Annotated in this window: 18 protein-coding genes; 11 read left to right on the top strand and 7 right to left on the bottom strand. The window is 66.5% G+C overall.

Annotated elements, in window-relative coordinates; translation table 11 throughout:
* The first annotated feature begins 70 nt into the window (after positions 1 to 70).
* Together EV191_RS14255 and EV191_RS14250 are read left to right on the top strand one after the other, a co-directional pair.
* Positions 71 to 805 (top strand): FadR/GntR family transcriptional regulator, encoded by a 735-nt coding sequence (locus tag EV191_RS14255; protein WP_132877527.1) that lies wholly within the window; start codon positions 71 to 73, stop codon positions 803 to 805.
* A 53-nt stretch (positions 806 to 858) separates the two neighbouring features.
* The gene (locus EV191_RS14250; protein WP_132877526.1) at positions 859 to 2,238 is read left to right on the top strand and encodes an MmgE/PrpD family protein; all 1,380 of its coding nucleotides are present in this window, start codon (positions 859 to 861) and stop codon (positions 2,236 to 2,238) included.
* A gap of 34 nt (positions 2,239 to 2,272) precedes the next feature.
* Here the strand turns inward: EV191_RS14250 and EV191_RS14245 are convergent, their stop codons facing one another.
* Together EV191_RS14245 and EV191_RS14240 are read right to left on the bottom strand one after the other, a co-directional pair.
* Positions 2,273 to 3,553, bottom strand: a complete 1,281-nt coding sequence (locus tag EV191_RS14245; protein ID WP_132877525.1) for a sensor histidine kinase — start codon at positions 3,551 to 3,553, stop codon at positions 2,273 to 2,275.
* Positions 3,546 to 4,232: a response regulator transcription factor gene (locus EV191_RS14240; protein WP_132877524.1), complete on the bottom strand. Its 687-nt coding sequence runs from the start codon at positions 4,230 to 4,232 to the stop codon at positions 3,546 to 3,548. The genes EV191_RS14245 and EV191_RS14240 overlap by 8 nt, the downstream gene beginning before the upstream one ends.
* A gap of 123 nt (positions 4,233 to 4,355) precedes the next feature.
* On the opposite strand from EV191_RS14240, the gene EV191_RS14235 reads away from it, so the two are divergent.
* Positions 4,356 to 4,673, top strand: coding sequence for a hypothetical protein (locus EV191_RS14235; protein ID WP_132877523.1), 318 nt, complete (start codon positions 4,356 to 4,358; stop codon positions 4,671 to 4,673).
* Positions 4,674 to 4,729: 56 nt separating this feature from the next.
* Entirely contained in the window at positions 4,730 to 5,614 is an 885-nt protein-coding gene (locus EV191_RS14230; protein ID WP_132877522.1) for a 1-aminocyclopropane-1-carboxylate deaminase/D-cysteine desulfhydrase, read from the top strand.
* A 6-nt stretch (positions 5,615 to 5,620) separates the two neighbouring features.
* On the opposite strand, the gene EV191_RS14225 is transcribed toward EV191_RS14230, so the two are convergent.
* Genes EV191_RS14225 through EV191_RS14210 form a run of 4 tightly spaced genes read right to left on the bottom strand, consistent with a single transcriptional unit; the run spans position 5,621 to position 9,701 of the window.
* On the bottom strand, positions 5,621 to 6,715 hold the full coding sequence (locus tag EV191_RS14225) for a zinc-binding dehydrogenase (protein WP_207894532.1): 1,095 nt from the start codon (positions 6,713 to 6,715) through the stop codon (positions 5,621 to 5,623).
* Positions 6,716 to 6,755: 40 nt separating this feature from the next.
* On the bottom strand, positions 6,756 to 8,126 hold the full coding sequence (locus tag EV191_RS14220; protein ID WP_165912954.1) for a TRAP transporter large permease: 1,371 nt from the start codon (positions 8,124 to 8,126) through the stop codon (positions 6,756 to 6,758).
* Positions 8,119 to 8,682, bottom strand: coding sequence for a TRAP transporter small permease (locus EV191_RS14215; protein WP_132877520.1), 564 nt, complete (start codon positions 8,680 to 8,682; stop codon positions 8,119 to 8,121). Before EV191_RS14215 ends, EV191_RS14220 begins: the two co-directional genes overlap by 8 nt.
* Positions 8,679 to 9,701, bottom strand: a complete 1,023-nt coding sequence (locus EV191_RS14210) for a TRAP transporter substrate-binding protein (RefSeq protein ID WP_132877519.1) — start codon at positions 9,699 to 9,701, stop codon at positions 8,679 to 8,681. The genes EV191_RS14215 and EV191_RS14210 overlap by 4 nt, the downstream gene beginning before the upstream one ends.
* 241 nt (positions 9,702 to 9,942) lie before the next feature.
* Here EV191_RS14210 and EV191_RS14205 point away from each other — a divergent pair, with 241 nt between their 5' ends.
* The 5 genes from EV191_RS14205 to EV191_RS14185 all read left to right on the top strand — a co-directional run bounded on the left by EV191_RS14205 (position 9,943) and on the right by EV191_RS14185 (position 14,413).
* Complete coding sequence (locus EV191_RS14205) at positions 9,943 to 11,313, top strand: MFS transporter (RefSeq protein ID WP_132877518.1); 1,371 nt, start codon at positions 9,943 to 9,945, stop codon at positions 11,311 to 11,313.
* A gap of 41 nt (positions 11,314 to 11,354) precedes the next feature.
* The gene (locus EV191_RS14200; protein WP_132877517.1) at positions 11,355 to 12,203 is read left to right on the top strand and encodes an SDR family NAD(P)-dependent oxidoreductase; all 849 of its coding nucleotides are present in this window, start codon (positions 11,355 to 11,357) and stop codon (positions 12,201 to 12,203) included.
* 82 nt (positions 12,204 to 12,285) lie between these two features.
* Positions 12,286 to 12,687 carry a cupin domain-containing protein gene (locus EV191_RS14195; protein ID WP_132877516.1) on the top strand — a complete coding sequence of 134 codons (402 nt, stop codon included), beginning with the start codon at positions 12,286 to 12,288 and terminating at the stop codon, positions 12,685 to 12,687.
* 55 nt (positions 12,688 to 12,742) lie between these two features.
* Positions 12,743 to 13,441, top strand: a complete 699-nt coding sequence (locus EV191_RS14190) for a GntR family transcriptional regulator (protein ID WP_132877515.1) — start codon at positions 12,743 to 12,745, stop codon at positions 13,439 to 13,441.
* Between the two features lie 201 nt (positions 13,442 to 13,642).
* Positions 13,643 to 14,413 (top strand): NADP-dependent oxidoreductase, encoded by a 771-nt coding sequence (locus EV191_RS14185; protein ID WP_424565464.1) that lies wholly within the window; start codon positions 13,643 to 13,645, stop codon positions 14,411 to 14,413.
* Between the two features lie 19 nt (positions 14,414 to 14,432).
* On the opposite strand, the gene EV191_RS14180 is transcribed toward EV191_RS14185, so the two are convergent.
* A complete protein-coding gene (locus EV191_RS14180; RefSeq protein WP_132877514.1) occupies positions 14,433 to 15,089 on the bottom strand; it encodes a winged helix-turn-helix transcriptional regulator in 657 nt (218 codons plus the stop codon).
* Between the two features lie 74 nt (positions 15,090 to 15,163).
* Here EV191_RS14180 and EV191_RS14175 point away from each other — a divergent pair, with 74 nt between their 5' ends.
* Both EV191_RS14175 and EV191_RS14170 read left to right on the top strand, forming a co-directional pair.
* Positions 15,164 to 15,505, top strand: coding sequence for a TfoX/Sxy family protein (locus EV191_RS14175; protein WP_132877513.1), 342 nt, complete (start codon positions 15,164 to 15,166; stop codon positions 15,503 to 15,505).
* Entirely contained in the window at positions 15,502 to 16,311 is an 810-nt protein-coding gene (locus tag EV191_RS14170; protein ID WP_132877512.1) for a maleylpyruvate isomerase N-terminal domain-containing protein, read from the top strand. The genes EV191_RS14175 and EV191_RS14170 overlap by 4 nt, the downstream gene beginning before the upstream one ends.
* Positions 16,312 to 16,346 lie beyond the last annotated feature (35 nt).

Raw genomic sequence — 16,346 nt, 5'->3', positions numbered from 1 at the left:
CGCGCCGCGACCGGTGTCCTACGATTTGGTACGCGGGCGACGACCGCGTCGACGAGGGTGGAGCGGATCGATGAGCGAGAGCACCGAGGAGCGGACCGGGCTGCGGGTGCACCGGGTGCAGGCGGCCTACCGGCAGGTCGCGGAGCAGCTGAAGGCGCAGATTCTTTCCGGCGAACTCGGCGCGGGCACCCGGCTGCCCAACGAGGCGGAGCTCACCAGGTTGTTCGGGGTCAGCCGCAGCACCGTACGGGAAGCGCTCCGGCTACTTGCCAGCCAGCAACTCGTGGACACCACCAGGGGCGCTACCGGCGGCACCTTCGTCTCCAGCCCAGACGCGACCACCGTTGCCGAACACCTTGGCGGCACCCTCGGCCTGCTGGTCAACACCGATGGGATCACCGTGGCCAATCTGCTCGACGCCCGGTTGATCCTGGAACCCTCGGCTGCTCGGCTCGCGGCGCAGCGAGCCGAGCCGGAAGCACTGCGGGCGCTGGAAGCGACGACCGTGAGCACGGCCAAGCTGAGCCCATCCGGCGGCTTCGTCGTGCACTGGGACTTTCACACCACGCTGGTCGCCGCGACCGACAACCCGCTGCTGCGCCTGATGTGCCAGCCGGTGAACGCGGTTCTGCACGGCCGGTTGCACCGTGAACGGATTCCCCGCGAGGTATGGGACCGGATCGACGCCGAGCATGTCGAGATCTACCGCGCGGTCGCCGAAGGGGACGCGGACTCGGCCGAGGAACTGACCAGGCAGCATTTGCACAGCCTCCGCCCACTGTACGAGCAGATGGGCGCCGACTAGAAAAGTCAGACCTTTCGTTTGCGCAGCTTCCCGGAAGGCTGCACACTGCCAGCATGGAAGCTGCCACGATCGCCGGCCGGTTGGGTGAGTTCGCCGCGGACACCCGGCTCGCGGATCTGCCAACCGACGTGGTCGACCTCGCTTGCCATCTGGTGCTGGACGCCGTCGGGGTCGCCTACTGTGCGGCCGACGAACCGTTCGCGGACAAGGCACGACAGGCACTCGGCAGTTTGGATTCGGGTGGCCAACCGGTGCTCGCCCTGCCCGATCGGTTGGCCGCGCGTGATGCCGCGCTACTCGGCGGCATCCTGATCCATGGGCACGATTTCGACGACACGCATATTGGGTCGATCGTGCACGTCTCGGCATCCGCGCTACCCGCAGCGCTCGCCGCGGCCATCTCGGCTGGACGCTCGGGCAGCGAGCTACTGCTTGCCTACGCGCTGGGCATCGAGGTGAGCGCGCGCGTCGGGCTCGCCGCGCACGGCGGTTTCCACGCGGCGGGTTTCCATCCAACTGGCGTGGCTGGCGCGTTCGGTTCCGCCGTCGCGGCGGCGAAACTGGCCGGCTTGGACGCGCGGGGTATCGCTGCCGCACAGCAGATCGTCGGCTCGAGCGCTTCGGGCATCCTCGAGTTTCTTGCCGACGGCGCTTGGACCAAACGGCTGCATCCCGGCTGGGCTGCCTCGAACGCGCTGACCGCCACCGCTTTCGCGGCGACCGGCTGGCCCGGCGCCACCGAGGTCTACGAAGGACGGTACGGGCTTTACGCGACTCACCTTGGCGGTCGCGAATGGGATCCGAGCGCGCTCACCGATGGGCTCGGCGCGCGGTGGGAACTGCGCAATACCGGGGTGAAGCCGTATCCGAGTTGCCATTTCAGTCATGCCTTCGCCGACGCGATCCTGGCACTGTGCGCGCGGGAACAGATCACCGCCGCCGACGTGGCACGGATCGAGTGCCTGATCCACCCGACCGCAGCGGCCGCGGTATTCGAGCCGCTGGAACGGAAACGGCGGCCGGGCAATCTCTACGACGCGAAGTTCAGCGTGCCGTACGTCATCGGCGCTTGCCTGAGCAGAGGGCAGTTGACGCTCGCCGAATTCACCGAGGACTCGCTCGCCGACCCGCGAATCCATGCGGTGGCCGACCAGGTGAGCTTCCGCGACGACCCAGATACTCGGTTCCCGGACGCGTACTCCGCCGCCATCGAGGTGACGCTGCACGACGGTCGCCGGCTGAGCCACCGCGAGGAGGTGAACCGGGGGCACCCGGAACGCCCACTGTCGCATCAGGACATTCGGGAGAAGTTCGAGTCCAATATGCGTCTGGCCGCCGATGTGGAGACCACTGATCGGGTGCGTGCCGCCGTCCTCGGACTTGGCGCCGGTGCTGGTTCCGCGCTCGATTTCGGCATCGCCTGCGCCCGGTGACACCCCGTAATCGCATTCGTTAAGGTTGGCGGGGTTACGGGATGTCGCCGGCCAGTGGGATTCGAGCGAGAAAGCGTGCGCCACCGGCAGAATCGAGCAGGTGCAGGGTGCCTCCGTGCATGGTGGCGATCCCGCGGGCCAGTGCCAGCCCGAGACCGGCACCACCCTCCGGCCGTTCCCGCGCGGTGTCCAGCCGGGTGAACCGCTCGAAGACCAGTTCCCGCGCGTCCTCCGGGACTCCGGGCCCATCATCGGCGACCTCGATGCACGCGTGTCCGTCCTCCTGCGACAGACGTACGGTGATCCGCTCCTCGGCGTAGCGTTCGGCGTTGTCCAGCAGGTTGGTGACCAGCCGGGCCAGGTGCGTGGGCTGACCACGGACCACGATCCCGTCCACAATGTCCGTATCGCAGGCCTGGTCGCCGGGCATCCGGCGCTCGAGGACGCCGGTCAGCAGCTCGCTCAGGTCAACCTGCTCCGCCGCACTGTCCGTCAGCGCGTCTACTTTGGCCAAGGCAAGTAGGTCCGCCACGAGCTGTTCCAGCCGGTCCAGGTCCTGCAGGGTGCCCGAGGTCAGCTCTGGCCAGTTCGCCCGATCCGGATGCGCGCGCGCCACCTCGAGTGGGGTCCGCAGTGCGGTAAGCGGGCTACGCAGCTCATGCGAGGCGTCCGCGACGAACTGGCGCTGCCGCCGGACCGAGACGTCCAACCGATCCAGCGTCTCGTTGAGCGTGCTGGCCAGCCTGGCAAGTGCGTCATTTCCCGCGGGCACGGGCATCCGGCCACGCAGGTCCCGCGCGGACAGCCGCGCGAACTCCTCGCGGATCGCGTCCACCGGGCGCAGCGCGCGACCGGTGGAAAACCAGGTCAGCATTGCTACCAGGGCCAGCAGGATGGGTGCGCCGATCAGCAGCGCGCGGGTCGCGGCGTTCGTCGCCTCGGTAACCGAATGGGTCGATGCACTGGCGATCAGGGTTTCCGAACCGTCCGGGGTGGCCACCGTCGCAACGACCGAGCGCATCCCCGTGGTGTCCGTGGTCGGTTGTGCCGCCTCCGCTTCCTGCACGGTGGCAGCGGAATCAGTGCGCCGTAGCTCGATCGCCACCCCGTGCGACGGCAGCGCCTGGGCCGGCTCCACCTGCGTGTGACTGGCCGTCGCCAGCCGGGACCGCAGGGCCTCATCGAGTTCCTCGGTAAGCCGCGTGTGCAGGTAGCCAACCAGCAGGAAGCTCACGGCGGTGGTGGCTAGCGCGACGATGGCGGTGGCGATGATCGTGGTGCGCGCCCGCACCGAGACGCGTAGCCGGTTACGCATGGCTGTCCTGGTCAGGAACGAGCTGGTAGCCGTGGCCCCGCACCGTTCGAATGCTGCGCCGCCCGAACGGCAGGTCGATCTTCCGGCGCAGCGCGCTGATGTGCACCTCAATGAGGTTGATATCGGGCTCGGCGGCGAAGTCCCAGCCGCCTTCGAGCAGCTGCCGTTTGGACACCACCTGCCCCTGGCTACTCGCGAGCATCTCGAGCAGGGTGAACTCCTTGCTGGTCAAGGAGATCTGCTCGCCCGTACGCGCGCAGATACGCGAAGCGGGATCGAGCGTGAGGTCACCGACGCTGATCACCGGTGACGGCGCGGGCGACCTGCGACGTACCGCGTTGCGTAGCCGGGCCAGCAGCACCACGTAGGAGAACGGTTTGGTGACATAGTCGTCGGCGCCGGTGTCCAGTGCCTCGGCCTCGTCGTACTCGCCGTCCTTCGCCGTGAGCATGATGATCGGGGTGGTGTTCCCCGCCGCGCGCAGTTGGGCGCACACCCGGTAGCCGTTCAGCCCGGGCAACATGATGTCGAGCAGGATGGCCGCGTATTCGTGCTGCTCGGCGTACCAGAGCGCTTCGGTGCCATCCCCGGTCACGTCGGTCGACCAGCCCTCAGCGTTCAGCCCCACCCGCAGCGCCTCCGCGACCCGGGGTTCGTCCTCGACTACGAGTACCCGCATGGTCAACAGCATGTCAGGTGAACCTGAACGGATCTTCAGGTTCGTTCAGGATCGCTTCAGGTAGCTCGGGCAGCGTGGCTCTCGTCGCGGAACGGCCGCGATCTTGACCTCAGGGAGAACCGTATGCGCAGGAACACGATTCGCACGATGCTCGTCGCCCTCGCCGCAGGGGGGATGCTCGCGGGCGGAACCGCCACGGCACTGGCCGCCGACTCACCTAGCGGCAACCCGTCGCAACCTGCTCCGCCCGCTGAGGCCGTGCCGGTGCCCGGTGAGCCGATGCCCGATTGCGTCGAAATCGTCAAGGGCGAAGATGACAGTGTCACGATCGTCGTCCCGGAGGACTGCGATATGCCAACGGTTCCGGGGCATCCGGTAGAGCCAGGCGAGCCGATCGAGCCCGCCCAACCGATCGAACCGGCCCAGCCGGCGCAGGGCTAACCAGACGCCTTAGGGAGGGCGCCCACGCGGTGCCCTCCCGCACTTATCCTCGAACCATGGCCACGGCACCAGCACCGGAACCGAACATCGTGCTGCCCTCGCCACTGGTCGAGCTTGCCGACGAGCGGGTAAGCGAGCGCGATGTCCGGCTTTACCTCAAACGGGACGATCTGATTCATCCCGAGCTGCCCGGCAACAAATGGCGGAAGCTGAAGTACAACCTCGACGCGGCGCGGGACCATGGCCACACTCGCCTGCTGACCTTCGGCGGCGCGTTCTCGAACCATATCCGGGCGACCGCGGCGGCCGGACACTATTTCGGGTTCGAGACGGTCGGCATCATCCGGGGCGCCGAGCACCTGCCGCTGAACGAGTCATTGCGCTACGCCACGGGCAGGGGCATGACGCTGACCTATCTGGACCGCACGACGTACCGGCGGAAAACCGAGGATGACGTGCTGGACGCGCTCATCCAGCAGCACGGTCCCGGATACCTGATACCGGAAGGTGGCAGCAACGGGCCGGGCGTTCGCGGTTGCGCCGAACTTCCGCGCGAACTCGCCATCGACTTCGACCTCATCTGCTGCGCCACCGGCAGTGGTGGCACCCTCGCCGGCATCGCCGCCGGGCTGGCTGGAGACCAGCGCGCGCTGGGCTTCGCCGTGCTCAAGGGCGGCCAGTTCCTGGCCGATGACGTGCGCCTGCTGCAGCGCGCGGCATTCGGCACTGAAACGGACAACTGGGCCCTCGAGCACGGCTGGCACTTCGGCGGCTACGCGAAGCGCAAGTCCGAACTGGACTGGTTCATCGCGGATTTCGCGGCACGGCACGGAATCACCCTGGATTGGGTATACGAAGCCAAGATGATGTACGGCATCTTCGACCGGCTGGCCAGCGGCGGGTTCGCGCGCGGTACAACGATCGTGGCCGTGCTGAGCTGAGCCCCGCTACGGCATGACGATGGAGGCGCGGGTCACTTCCCTGCGTGCCGATGCGTCCAGCGCGTCGACGATCCGCTCCAGCGGGTACTCCGCATCGACGAGCCCGTCAAACGGGAACCGGTCGATCGTCTCGTCAAGGAAATCGAGCGCGCGCTTGAGATAGAACGGCGCGTACCGGTCGACGTGCAGTACGTGCAGCGCGCGGCGAGTGGCCAGTCCCGGGTCGTAATCCACCACCGAGCCGGGTGAAAGGTTGCCCATGACAAGGTAGGTGCCGCCCCGCCGGATCAGCGAAAGCCCCTCGGCGAAGGCGGCGGGAACGCCGGTCACCTCGATCATGCCGTCCGGTCCGTGCGCTTCGGTGCGCTCGTGTACCCAGGCACGACGTTCATCCATGTTCGGCATCGCGCTGATGTCCAGGGTGTGGTTGGCGCCGAAGCGGCGGGCTTGCTCCAGCCGCGCGGGCACACCGTCCACGACGATCGTCTGGATACCGCGGGTCGCCGCGACCGCGGTGGCATACAGACCAAGGCCGCCGGCACCCTGGATCAGGATGGTCTGGCCGGGTCCGAAGCCGGCCTGGTCCATTCCGTAGATGACCTGGCTCAGCGCGCAGTTCGCGGCCGCTGCGACCGAATCGGGCACGCTGTCCGGTACCCGGTAGACGTGTTGCCGCGGTGTCGCGTAGTAGTGCGTGGCGAACGCGGTGTGGAAATGCGGCCATTCGGTCGGCTGCTTCGCGTAGTGCTCGTAGGCGTTGTCGCACAGGTTCCACTCACCGCGGACACAGTGAAAGCAGCGTTCGCACGCCTGGAAGTACACGATCGCGATCCGGTCGCCAACCGCGAGCTGGACGCCGGCGTTGTCGCGGTTCGTGCCCTCGCCAAGTGCGGCGACCACGCCGGTCATCTCGTGGCCGATGCCGCCGGAGCGCTTGACCGGGTGCTTGCCGTTCCAGATGTGTAGCTCGGAACCGCAGACGTTCGCGCGGGTCGTACGCATGACGAGGGATCCGGGCCTGGGCTCGGGTACCGGGTACTCGTGCAGTTCGAGTTTTCCTGGTTCGGTCATATAGGCAAGGGTGCCGGTCTCGGTGGTCATACGTGGACCCTCCATAGCTAGTTCGGGTAGACCCGGTGGCTCACATGAGTGCCGGTAGCGCGGTCACGATGCTGGGCGCGAGGACAAGTAACACGACAATGGTGAGATCGGACAGTACGAACGGGACAGCTGCCCGGTAAAGCTCGGACATCGGCATCGATTTCGGCGCGTACTGGCGGATCACGAACAACGACATGCCGAACGGCGGCGTCACGGTGCCGATCTGGATCGCGATAATCATCAGGATGCCGAACCAGAGCGGATCGAATCCGGCGATTTGCACGATCGGCATGAACAGCGGGATGGTCAGCAGTACGATCGCGATCGCCTCGAGGAAGAGCCCCAGGACGATCACGGTGGCGAGCATGATGACCAGCAGCAGCGTCGGATTCCCCGTGACACTGGTAATCCCGTCCACGAAGGCTGTCACCGTGCCGCTACCCGCCATGACCCGACCGTAGATGGTGGCACCCGCGATGATCAGGAACACCATCCCGGTCGAGAGCAACGTGTGCTTGATCGACTCCCGCAGGACCTCGCGCGTCAACCTGCGCTGCACGAGGAGGATCAGCGCGGTCAGTCCAACCGCGACAGCCGCCGCCTCGGTCGGCGTCGCGATACCGAACAGGATGAGCGCGAGGACGCCGACGATCATCCCAACCAGTGCGACCAGGTTGACCAGCGAGCCGCGGGAATCCTCCGTGGACACCGCGGTGCCACTGGACGGCTCCGGGGTTTGGTGCTGTCCTTGCCGAACCCTGGCCTTGCCGAGCACGGCTGGCCGTTCGGCGCCGCCGAAGAAGTACGCCCAAGCGCCCACGACGACGGCGTAGCCGACTGCCATCAGCACGCCGGGAACGACCCCGGCGATCAGCAGCGGTCCGACCGGAACGCCGGCGGTTGCGCCCCAGACGATGACGACCGTGCTGGGTGGCAGCACCATCGCGAGCCCGCCGGAGCCGAGGATCGAGCCGGTGGCGAGGCGACGCGAGTACCCCCTGCGCTCCATCTCGGGCGCGAGCGTGCCGGCAAGCATCGCGGTCGAGGCCATCACCGAGCCGGAGAGCACCCCGAGTACGGCCCCCATGCCGACGGAAAGGAAGGCGAGCCGGCCGGGTAACCGCGCGAGCCCGCGTTCGGCGGCCCCGATTGCCGAGAAGGCCACTCCGGAGCGGAAAAGCAGCTCGCCCATGAGAATGAACATCGGTACAGCGGTGAGGGTAAAGGTCGTCAACCCGGACACCATCGATACGACGGTCATCTCGATGCCCGGCGAGAAGCCGTAGAGCAGCACCGCGCCGATTGAGGACACGGTAAGCAGGGCGATCGCGACCGGAATGCGGAGCAGTACGAGGATCGCGAGCCCGCCGACGAACAGGGCAAGCCACATCGCTGGGCTGAGGTCAGTCATGCTTTGCCTCCCCAGTGGATTCAGATCCGGTGACATCCGCCGTAGCCGCATCGGTTCCAGTTGCGTGCAACCGCTCCAGCGCACCGCGGAGTTCGTTCGCGGCAAGTAGCACGAGGCCGACGGTGAGGGCGAGCATCAGGATCCATCTCGGCAGCCCGAAAGTTGACCCCATTCGGATGCCCGTCTCCAGATCACGCACGAATAGCTGGACCGCGAACCAGCCGAAGGTGCCCGCGATCGCGGCGGTCGCGAATCGAGCGCCGATGTCCACTTTGCGGTTGGTGCGCGCGAAGCGGCGCGGTATCAGATCCACGCGGACATGCCGGTCGTACAACGCGACCATGCCGAGCGCGAAGAACACGGTGAGCGCCAGCGCGAACTCGGTCGACTCGAACAGAAACCTGTTCGGCTGCCGGAACACGTACCGCAGCACCACCGCGAGGATCGTCGCCAGCGCCATGTAGACGAGACCCGCGCCGGCAAGCACGGCACTCGCGGTTGTCAATGCGCGAAGTATCCGGCCCACCGGGCCGCGTGCGCTGTTGCCGGTACTCATCGCACCTCATAGAGTTCGCGAACCTCGGCCGCGCGCGGCGTGCGCGCTACGAGTAGCTCCCACCCGATGTCTCTGGCTCGTGCCTGGAACCGGTCGACATCGCCTTCGGTGGGCTCGAGCAGTTCCTTACCGTCCTCGGCCCAGCGCTGGTACTCGCCTTCGATCACCGGCCGGTAGATATCCGGCAACGACCGCTCGAGTTCCGCCATCGCGGTGCTGAGCGCTTCGCGGGTGCGCTCATCGAGGGTGAGCCAGGTCTGCAGATTCATCAGTAGTGGGTATCGGATGGTCAGATACGGGGCCATATAGGACGCTTTGATCGGCTCGGCGATCCCCAGGTCATACATGCCGCTGTTGCCGGCCGCGAAACCGTCAATCGTGCCGCGCTCCATCGCCGTATAGATCTCGCCGACCGGCATGTTCACCACCTCGGCACCCAGCGCCTCGAGCATCGGCTGCTGGGTTGGACCGCCGCGCATCAGCCAGCCCGTCAGGTCGGGTTCGGTGATGTCGATCTCGCTCCAGCGGGACCCGAAATGCAGCATGTATGCCATCTCCGCGATGGTCACGCCCAGCACATGCAGACCGACTTCCTCGTGCCAGGAGTTGATCAGCTCGAGCGCACCGGATTCCCTGTCGACGGCGGGATCATTGGGTGTCAGGTCGAAAACCTCGGCCTCTGGCAGGATCTGCGTGTAGTACGCGCTCGATACGCTTGCCATGTCCAGCGCGCCGCTCTGCACGTTCTCCGCCGCATCGTTCGGTTCGATGGTTTCCGGTCCACCGACATAGTCGATCGTGATCCACGGCGCGTCCCGCTCGAGGCGTTCGATCATCCGCCACAGCCCGATGTTTTCCGGACTGTCCCGAGTCTGCGTGGTCGCCAGCCGCAGCGTCACCTTGCCGTCTTCGGATACGGCGCCGCCACCGGGCGAGAGGCAGCCGCTCAGCACGATCGAGGCGACGACGACGGTCGCGAGCATCGGCACCATGCGGCGCCGGTTTCGGGGTCCGAACATCGTCGTCGTTTCTCCTTCTCGCCGCCGAAAAGCCGGACCGCATTATTGTCATATGATATGACATCATGCAATGCTCTCGCACCGATCGTTAAGTCAAGACGAGCCGCAGTGATCCACATACTCGCAGTTCATAGCGCTAAGGAAACGAGAGGGCACCCTAAGCAAGGACCTCGGCGATGATTGACCCGACCTATAGATTGTCATACGATCCGCGCCGCAACGAGGATCAAGGAGGCTTCTCATGTCGAAGTCGCTCGAGTCGGGTGGCTCCCCGTCAGCACCGCCTCAGCGCGATATGCGCAGGGTCGCCACCGCCGTCGGGATCGGCAACTTCATGGAGTGGTTCGACTGGGGCCTGTATGGCTTCTTCGCGACCACCATCGGAGCACAGTTCTTCGCTGACTCCTCGCCCGCCGTCGGTTTGCTCTCCGCACTCGGCGTTTTCGCCGTAGGGTTCGTGTTTCGCCCGCTTGGCGGGTTCATTCTCGGCCCCATCGGCGACAAGTACGGCCGCCGCGTCGCGCTGTCCATCGCCGTGTTGCTGATGGGATTCGGCACGACGATGATCGGCCTGCTGCCAACCTACGCGCAGATCGGTATCTGGGCGCCCATCCTGCTCGTGCTGATGCGGTGCCTGCAGGGCATTTCCACTGGCGGTGAGGCGACCAGTGCCAATGCCTTCATGGTGGAGAGCGCACCCAAACACCAGCGTGGTCGTTTCGGCAGCATCAACTCGGCGTCCTCAGCCGCCGCGCTGCTGTCTGCCAGCCTGCTCGCGCTCTGGCTCACCACGAGCTTGTCAACGGAGGCGCTGAACTCCTGGGGCTGGCGACTGCCGTTCATCCTCAGCGCCCCACTCGCGCTGGCAGGTCTCTACCTGCGGCTCAAGCTCGAGGACACCCCGGTCTTCGAGCACATCAAACAGGAACAGGAGATCGACCGGTCGCCGCTCTGGCGCAAGATCGTCCGGGACCGCCGTCCGGTGCTACTGACGCTCGCGATCGGCGCCGTACAGGGCATCGGCTACTACTACCTCGGAACCTACGCGGTGAACCTTCTGACCGTTTCGGTCGGCTTGGAACGTGCCGATGCACTCACGCTGATCGCCATCGCCCTAGCGATCTACATTGGACTATGCGTCGCCGCGGGATTCGCGATCGACCGGTTCGGGCGCCGCAGCGTCAATCTCGTTGGCACCCTGGGCTTTGTGCTCACCCTGGTTCCGGTGTTCGCGCTACTCGCGACCGGCCAGGCGATCCTGATCGTGTTCGGGCTGGTGGTGCTCGGACTGTTCCAGGCGATGGTGAGCGTATCCACCGTCGTCCTGATGGTGGAGCTGTTCCCCTCGACCTCGCGGGCAAGCGGTAGTGCCTTCGGGTTCAACTTCGCGAATGTCATCTTCTCCGGCCCTGGCCCCTATATCGCCGCCTGGCTCGCGGCATCGACCGGCAGTGCCGTCGCACCGGCCGGTTACCTCGTCGCCGTCTCACTCCTCGCGCTGCCCGTGCTGTTCCGCTGGCTGCCCGAGACCAAGGACCGCGATCTCACCAGTACCGACGCGGTCGCGCAGCACCGACCGGGTTCCCGCGGAGCACCGGCCGGCAAGCCGTGACCCGCGGATCCATGTGAAGCCAACACCAAGGAGACACGGTAATGAGCACGGTAGGACGGTTCGCGGGGAAGGTAGCCGTCGTCACGGGCGCGGCCTCGGGGTTGGGGCGAGCCTCCGCGCGACGGCTCGCCGAGGAAGGAGCGAACGTCGTCGCGGTCGATATCGACGCGGACGCGGTAGCCGCGCTTGCCGAGGAGCTGCCAACTCGCTCGATCGCGGTCGGCGGTGATGTCTCCAGCGAAGCCGATGTGGATGCTTACCTACGTGCCGGCGTCGACACCTTCGGCCGGGTCGATCTGCATCACCTCAACGCCGGCATCTTCGGCAGTTTCGCCACCCTGCCGGACCTGGACGTCGCCGACTTCGAGCGGGTGATGGCGGTGAACGTGCGTGGTCCGCTACTCGGGCTACGCGCGGCGTTCCGGCACTGGCGCAGCACCGGTGAGCGCGGGACGATCGCGCTCACGGCATCCATCGCGAGCCTCACCGGTGCGGCAGATCTGGTGCCGTACCAGGTTTCCAAGCACGCCGTCACCGGGCTGGTTCGCTCGGCGGCCGTCTACGGTGGACCGCTCGGCATCCGGGTCAACGCCGTCGCGCCCGGGATCGTGCCGACCGAACTCTTCCGCGATGCCGCATCGGCAACCGGCGGGAAGAACGATATGGCGCAGCGCGCCTCCACCGCACCGCTGCGGCGCGCGGGACAAGCGGAGGAGATCGCGGGCGTGGTCGCCTTCCTGCTTTCCGAGGACAGCTCGTATCTGACCGGACAGCTGGTTGCCGCCGACGGTGGTGCCTCGGTGGTGAACACCGTGCGGCCCTCCGGTGGCGCGGGCGCGTGGGACACCGAGGCCGTGGACGCGCCGCTTTACCAAGGTTGGGACCGCTAGCCTCGCGCTACTCGGCGCGGGCAGCACAACAGCAGGACAACTCAGGCAGTCGACGCGTGACGCAGACAGCAAAGGAGTTTCGATGATCCATATTCCGCCCCGGCAGCAACTCGGCACGGCAGGTAAGCCCGGCTCGCAGTTCACCGGCGATGCCTTCCCGTACGTCACGATGCCCGCGACCGACGGCGTCGTGATCAACACGGTCGATTTCACCCCGGGCGCCAGGACGCACTGGCACTCACACGAGAAGGGGCAGATCCTTCAGGTAGTTGCCGGCCGCGGCCTCGTGCAGAGCGAAGGTGGCCCGGTGGTCGTCCTGCGCGCGGGAGACACGGTATGGGTGCCGCCGGGCGAACGGCATTGGCATGGCGCGGCACCGGACAGCTTTATGGTGCACACCGCGATCTCGCTGGGCGAGACCATCTGGGAGGTGCCGGTCACGGACGAGGAGTACGGGGCGGTTGCCGAGGAGGGCGCTCGCTGACCCACTGGGTGAGGTCCGCTGCCAACCGAAGAACGGGAGACCTAGAGTGTCAGCCATGACGACGGCCGCAGGCGATGGCCAAACCCAGCTCACTTCCGTTGCGCGGGTCGCCGCACCGCTACGCGAGCAGGTGATCGATGCCCTGCGCCAGGCGATCATGGAGTTCCGGCTGAAACCCGGCCAGCGCCTGGTGGAACGCGAACTCATCGAATGGCTCGGGGTCTCCCGGACGACGATCCGCGAGGCGATCCGCGAGCTCGCCTCCGAAGGGCTGGTGACGGTCGTCCCGCAGAAGGGTGCGCGGGTGAGCGCTCCTTCCCGGCACGAGGCGGTCGATCTCTACGAGGTACGGGCCTCACTCGAATCGCTCATCGTACGACGCTTCGTCGAGCGCGCGACCGACGAGCAGGTCGCGCGTCTCGTCGCGGCGGTTGACGAGTACGAGCATGTGGTGAATACCAGCGACGAGATACATTCCGTGCTGACCGCGAAGTCCGGGTTCTACCGGGTACTTGTCGAAGGGGCGGCCAGCGCGCCGCTGCAACAGATACTCGAGGGCATCCAGGCGCGCGTGCAGATGCTGCGGGTGACCTCGCTGTCCCAACCGGGGCGACTGGTCGACGTTGTCGCGGAACTGCGCGAGATCGTGGAAGCGATCCAGCGGCGCAACGCGGCTCGCGCATCCCGGTTGTGCGCCGAACACATCATGATGGCCGCGCACACGGCACTCGGGAACCTCCCCGAAGGGGATTGAGCAAGCACCGCTGATTGCTTCGACTTCGAAGCTTAGTGACGCATATCATTGTTCACTCACTTGTTTCGACATCGAAGCAAACTATCCTGAAATTACTTCGGTATCGAAATAATTTTGCCGAAGGCAGTGATGTACTGGTCTATGAGGAGGCCGAACGGCCAGTTCCCGACCAGGGGCAGGTGCTGGTGAAGGTCGCGGCAACTGCGGTTCCCGCATATCCCGGGCATCGACGTCGCCGGCACGATCGCGGAGCTCGGTGACGGGGTCGAGGGCTGGCAGACAGGTACGGAGGTTGTGGCGTTCCTGCCGATGGACACCAGCGGTGCCGCCGCCGACTACGTACTCGCCCCCGCGAACGCACTGGCGGTCGCGCCGCGCACGGTCGAGCTGGCCGATGCCGCCGCATTGCCGGTCGGCGGACTGACCGCCTGGCAGGCCCTGTTCGACCACGCCGAACTACGGGCGGGACAGACCGTGTTGATCAACGGCGCCGGCGGCGCGGTCGGCGGATTCGCCGTGCAACTGGCACACCAGCAGGGCGCGCACGTCACGGCTGTCGCGAGCGAGCGTCATGCGGAGCGGCTACGCGCCGACGGCGCCGACAAGGTGGTAGGCCATCTCGATCATCAGGCCAGCGCGCTGACCGTGGCTGGCCAGCCGTTCGATGTGGTGCTCAACCTCGTCCGGACCAGCGAAGCAGACACGGCGGCGCTCGCCGAACTCGTCCGCGACGGCGGCGTGCTGCTCAGCACCACCACTGCGCCGCCGGAGAATCCCGGCCGCGATATCCGCACAGCGAGTGTCTTCTTGCTCAGCAAGGCTGATCAGCTCGCCGAACTGGTCACTCGCGTCGACCGCGGCGAACTACGCATCAACGTGGCCGCACGCAGGCCACTCACCGAGCTCGCCGCCATCCACGATGCGGCCGTCGCGGGCGATCTTGCCGGCAAAACCGTACTCACCCCTGCCTGACGCATGGGAACCACATGGGCTACCGAGTCCGGTTCACGGGGCGGGCTCGTCGGGCGTTGAAGATGGCTCGCACGGCCGCTTCATCGCCGTCGAGCTCAACCAGTTGTCTAGCATCGTCAAGGGTGAGCGCGCCCGCCGCCAGACCGAGAATGATCGCGCCATCTGCTCGTATGACGGCGTCCAGGTTGCCACCGTCATACGCAAGCACCTCGATTCCCGAGCGCGTCGCGCGCAGTTCGAATAGCTGATCGTCGACCGCGACTCCCACTGTTGATGACCGGTGCGGTGCGGCTGGCTTGCCGTCCAGAAGTGCCCGCAGGGGCAGGACCAACCAATCGGCGCGGAACTGGTCGTTGCCAGGACCGTGCACCATGAGTGGCGCGGACCAGCGGATGAGGCTCTCGATGGGCTCGCGCAGTTCGGCGCCCCATGCGGTCAGGGCGTAGACCACGGCGTTGCCCTGCCCGGCCAGTCGCCGCTCGATCACGCCGGCCGTCTCCAGGCTGCGAAGCCGGTCGGCAAGCAGGTTGGTGGCCACACCGGGCAGCCCGTCGAGCAGCTCGCGGTAGCGGGCGGGCGCGAGCAACAGTTGGCGGACGACCAGCAGCGTCCACCGGTCACCAAGAACATCGAGTGCCCTGGCGAGCCCGCAGTACTGGCCATAGCTTCGACTCATACCGTCCACTTTACATTTTCAAGTGTGATTGATATATCTAGGCTGCCGCGAGAATGGCTACGTAGGAGGCTGCGGTGCCCTACGACGAACACCTTGCCGACCGGGTCCGCGAACTGCTGGCGGACGAGTCACCGGTGACCGAAAAGCGAATGTTCGGCGGGCTCGCCTTCCTCGTCGCCGGCAAGATGGCGGTCGCGGCAAGCCACGGTGGCCTCATGGTGCGGGTAGATCCGGCACGCGCCGACCAGCTACTGGCGAGCACCAACGCGCGGCCGATGGAGATGAAGGGTCGGGCGATCCGAGGCTGGCTCGAGGTCGGCGGCGAGAACCTGCGCACCAAGCGGCAACTGGCCAACTGGATCGCCATCGGAACCGCCACGGCGCGAACCCTTGCCGGTACGGGAACGAATCCATGACCGAAACCCTGGGCCAGATTCGTGCGGCGCTACGGGAAGTTGCCCCCACTCTCGGTGCGCTTGTCCGCGACATCCCGGACACCAACGCGGCGTCGGTCGGTACCTGGACGGCTGGCGAGGTCGCGGCGCACCTGTCGCATTCCTTTCGTGCCGATGCCGATGCCATCGCCGGAAGAACGGTCCCGGAAGCCGTCGTGACGAAGGCGGGCATCGCCAAGGCCACCGCGAAGCTGCTTGCCGAGGACACCGAACGGGATCCGGCCACACTCGCGGATCGCATCGACGCGCTTGCCGGCGAGTTCGACGAGATCGCATCGAACCCGCCGGCCGCAACCGTGGATTGGCTGCAGGGTATCCGGCTGTCACCGTCCGTTGTGGCCGGTCACCTGCTCAACGAATGCCTGATTCACGGGTACGACATCGCCAAAGCGACAGGATTCCCGTGGCCGATCCAGCGCCACCAAGCGTTGCTCGCGCTCGAAGCGTTCCTGCTGCCGCTGATCGCGGCGTTACCGCCCACCGCTTTCCTGAACCAGGAGAAAGCCGGGTCCTTCCAGGCCCGTATCGAACTTCGGCTACGTGGCGGTCAGCGCACACAGCTGCGTCTCGATCGCGGTTCACTGACGATCGACACGGGGCGGGAAGCTGACGTAGACGCCCGTGTCTCCGCTGATCCCGCTGCGCTCATGCTCGTACTCATTGGCCGGCAAGGAGTAGCGAAACCGATCCTGGCAGGAAAGCTCCTCGCCTGGGGACCTCGACCTTGGAAGCTGGCTAGGATGCTCACCATCCTGAACCCGCCGTAGCCCATTCGCTGTGCTGGCTATCGCTTGGCTGCGAC

The organism is Tamaricihabitans halophyticus, assembly GCF_004340875.1.
Taxonomy (GTDB): domain Bacteria; phylum Actinomycetota; class Actinomycetes; order Mycobacteriales; family Pseudonocardiaceae; genus Tamaricihabitans; species Tamaricihabitans halophyticus.
Note: the sequence above shows the minus strand (reverse complement) of the source record. Positions and strands in the feature narration are given on the sequence as shown.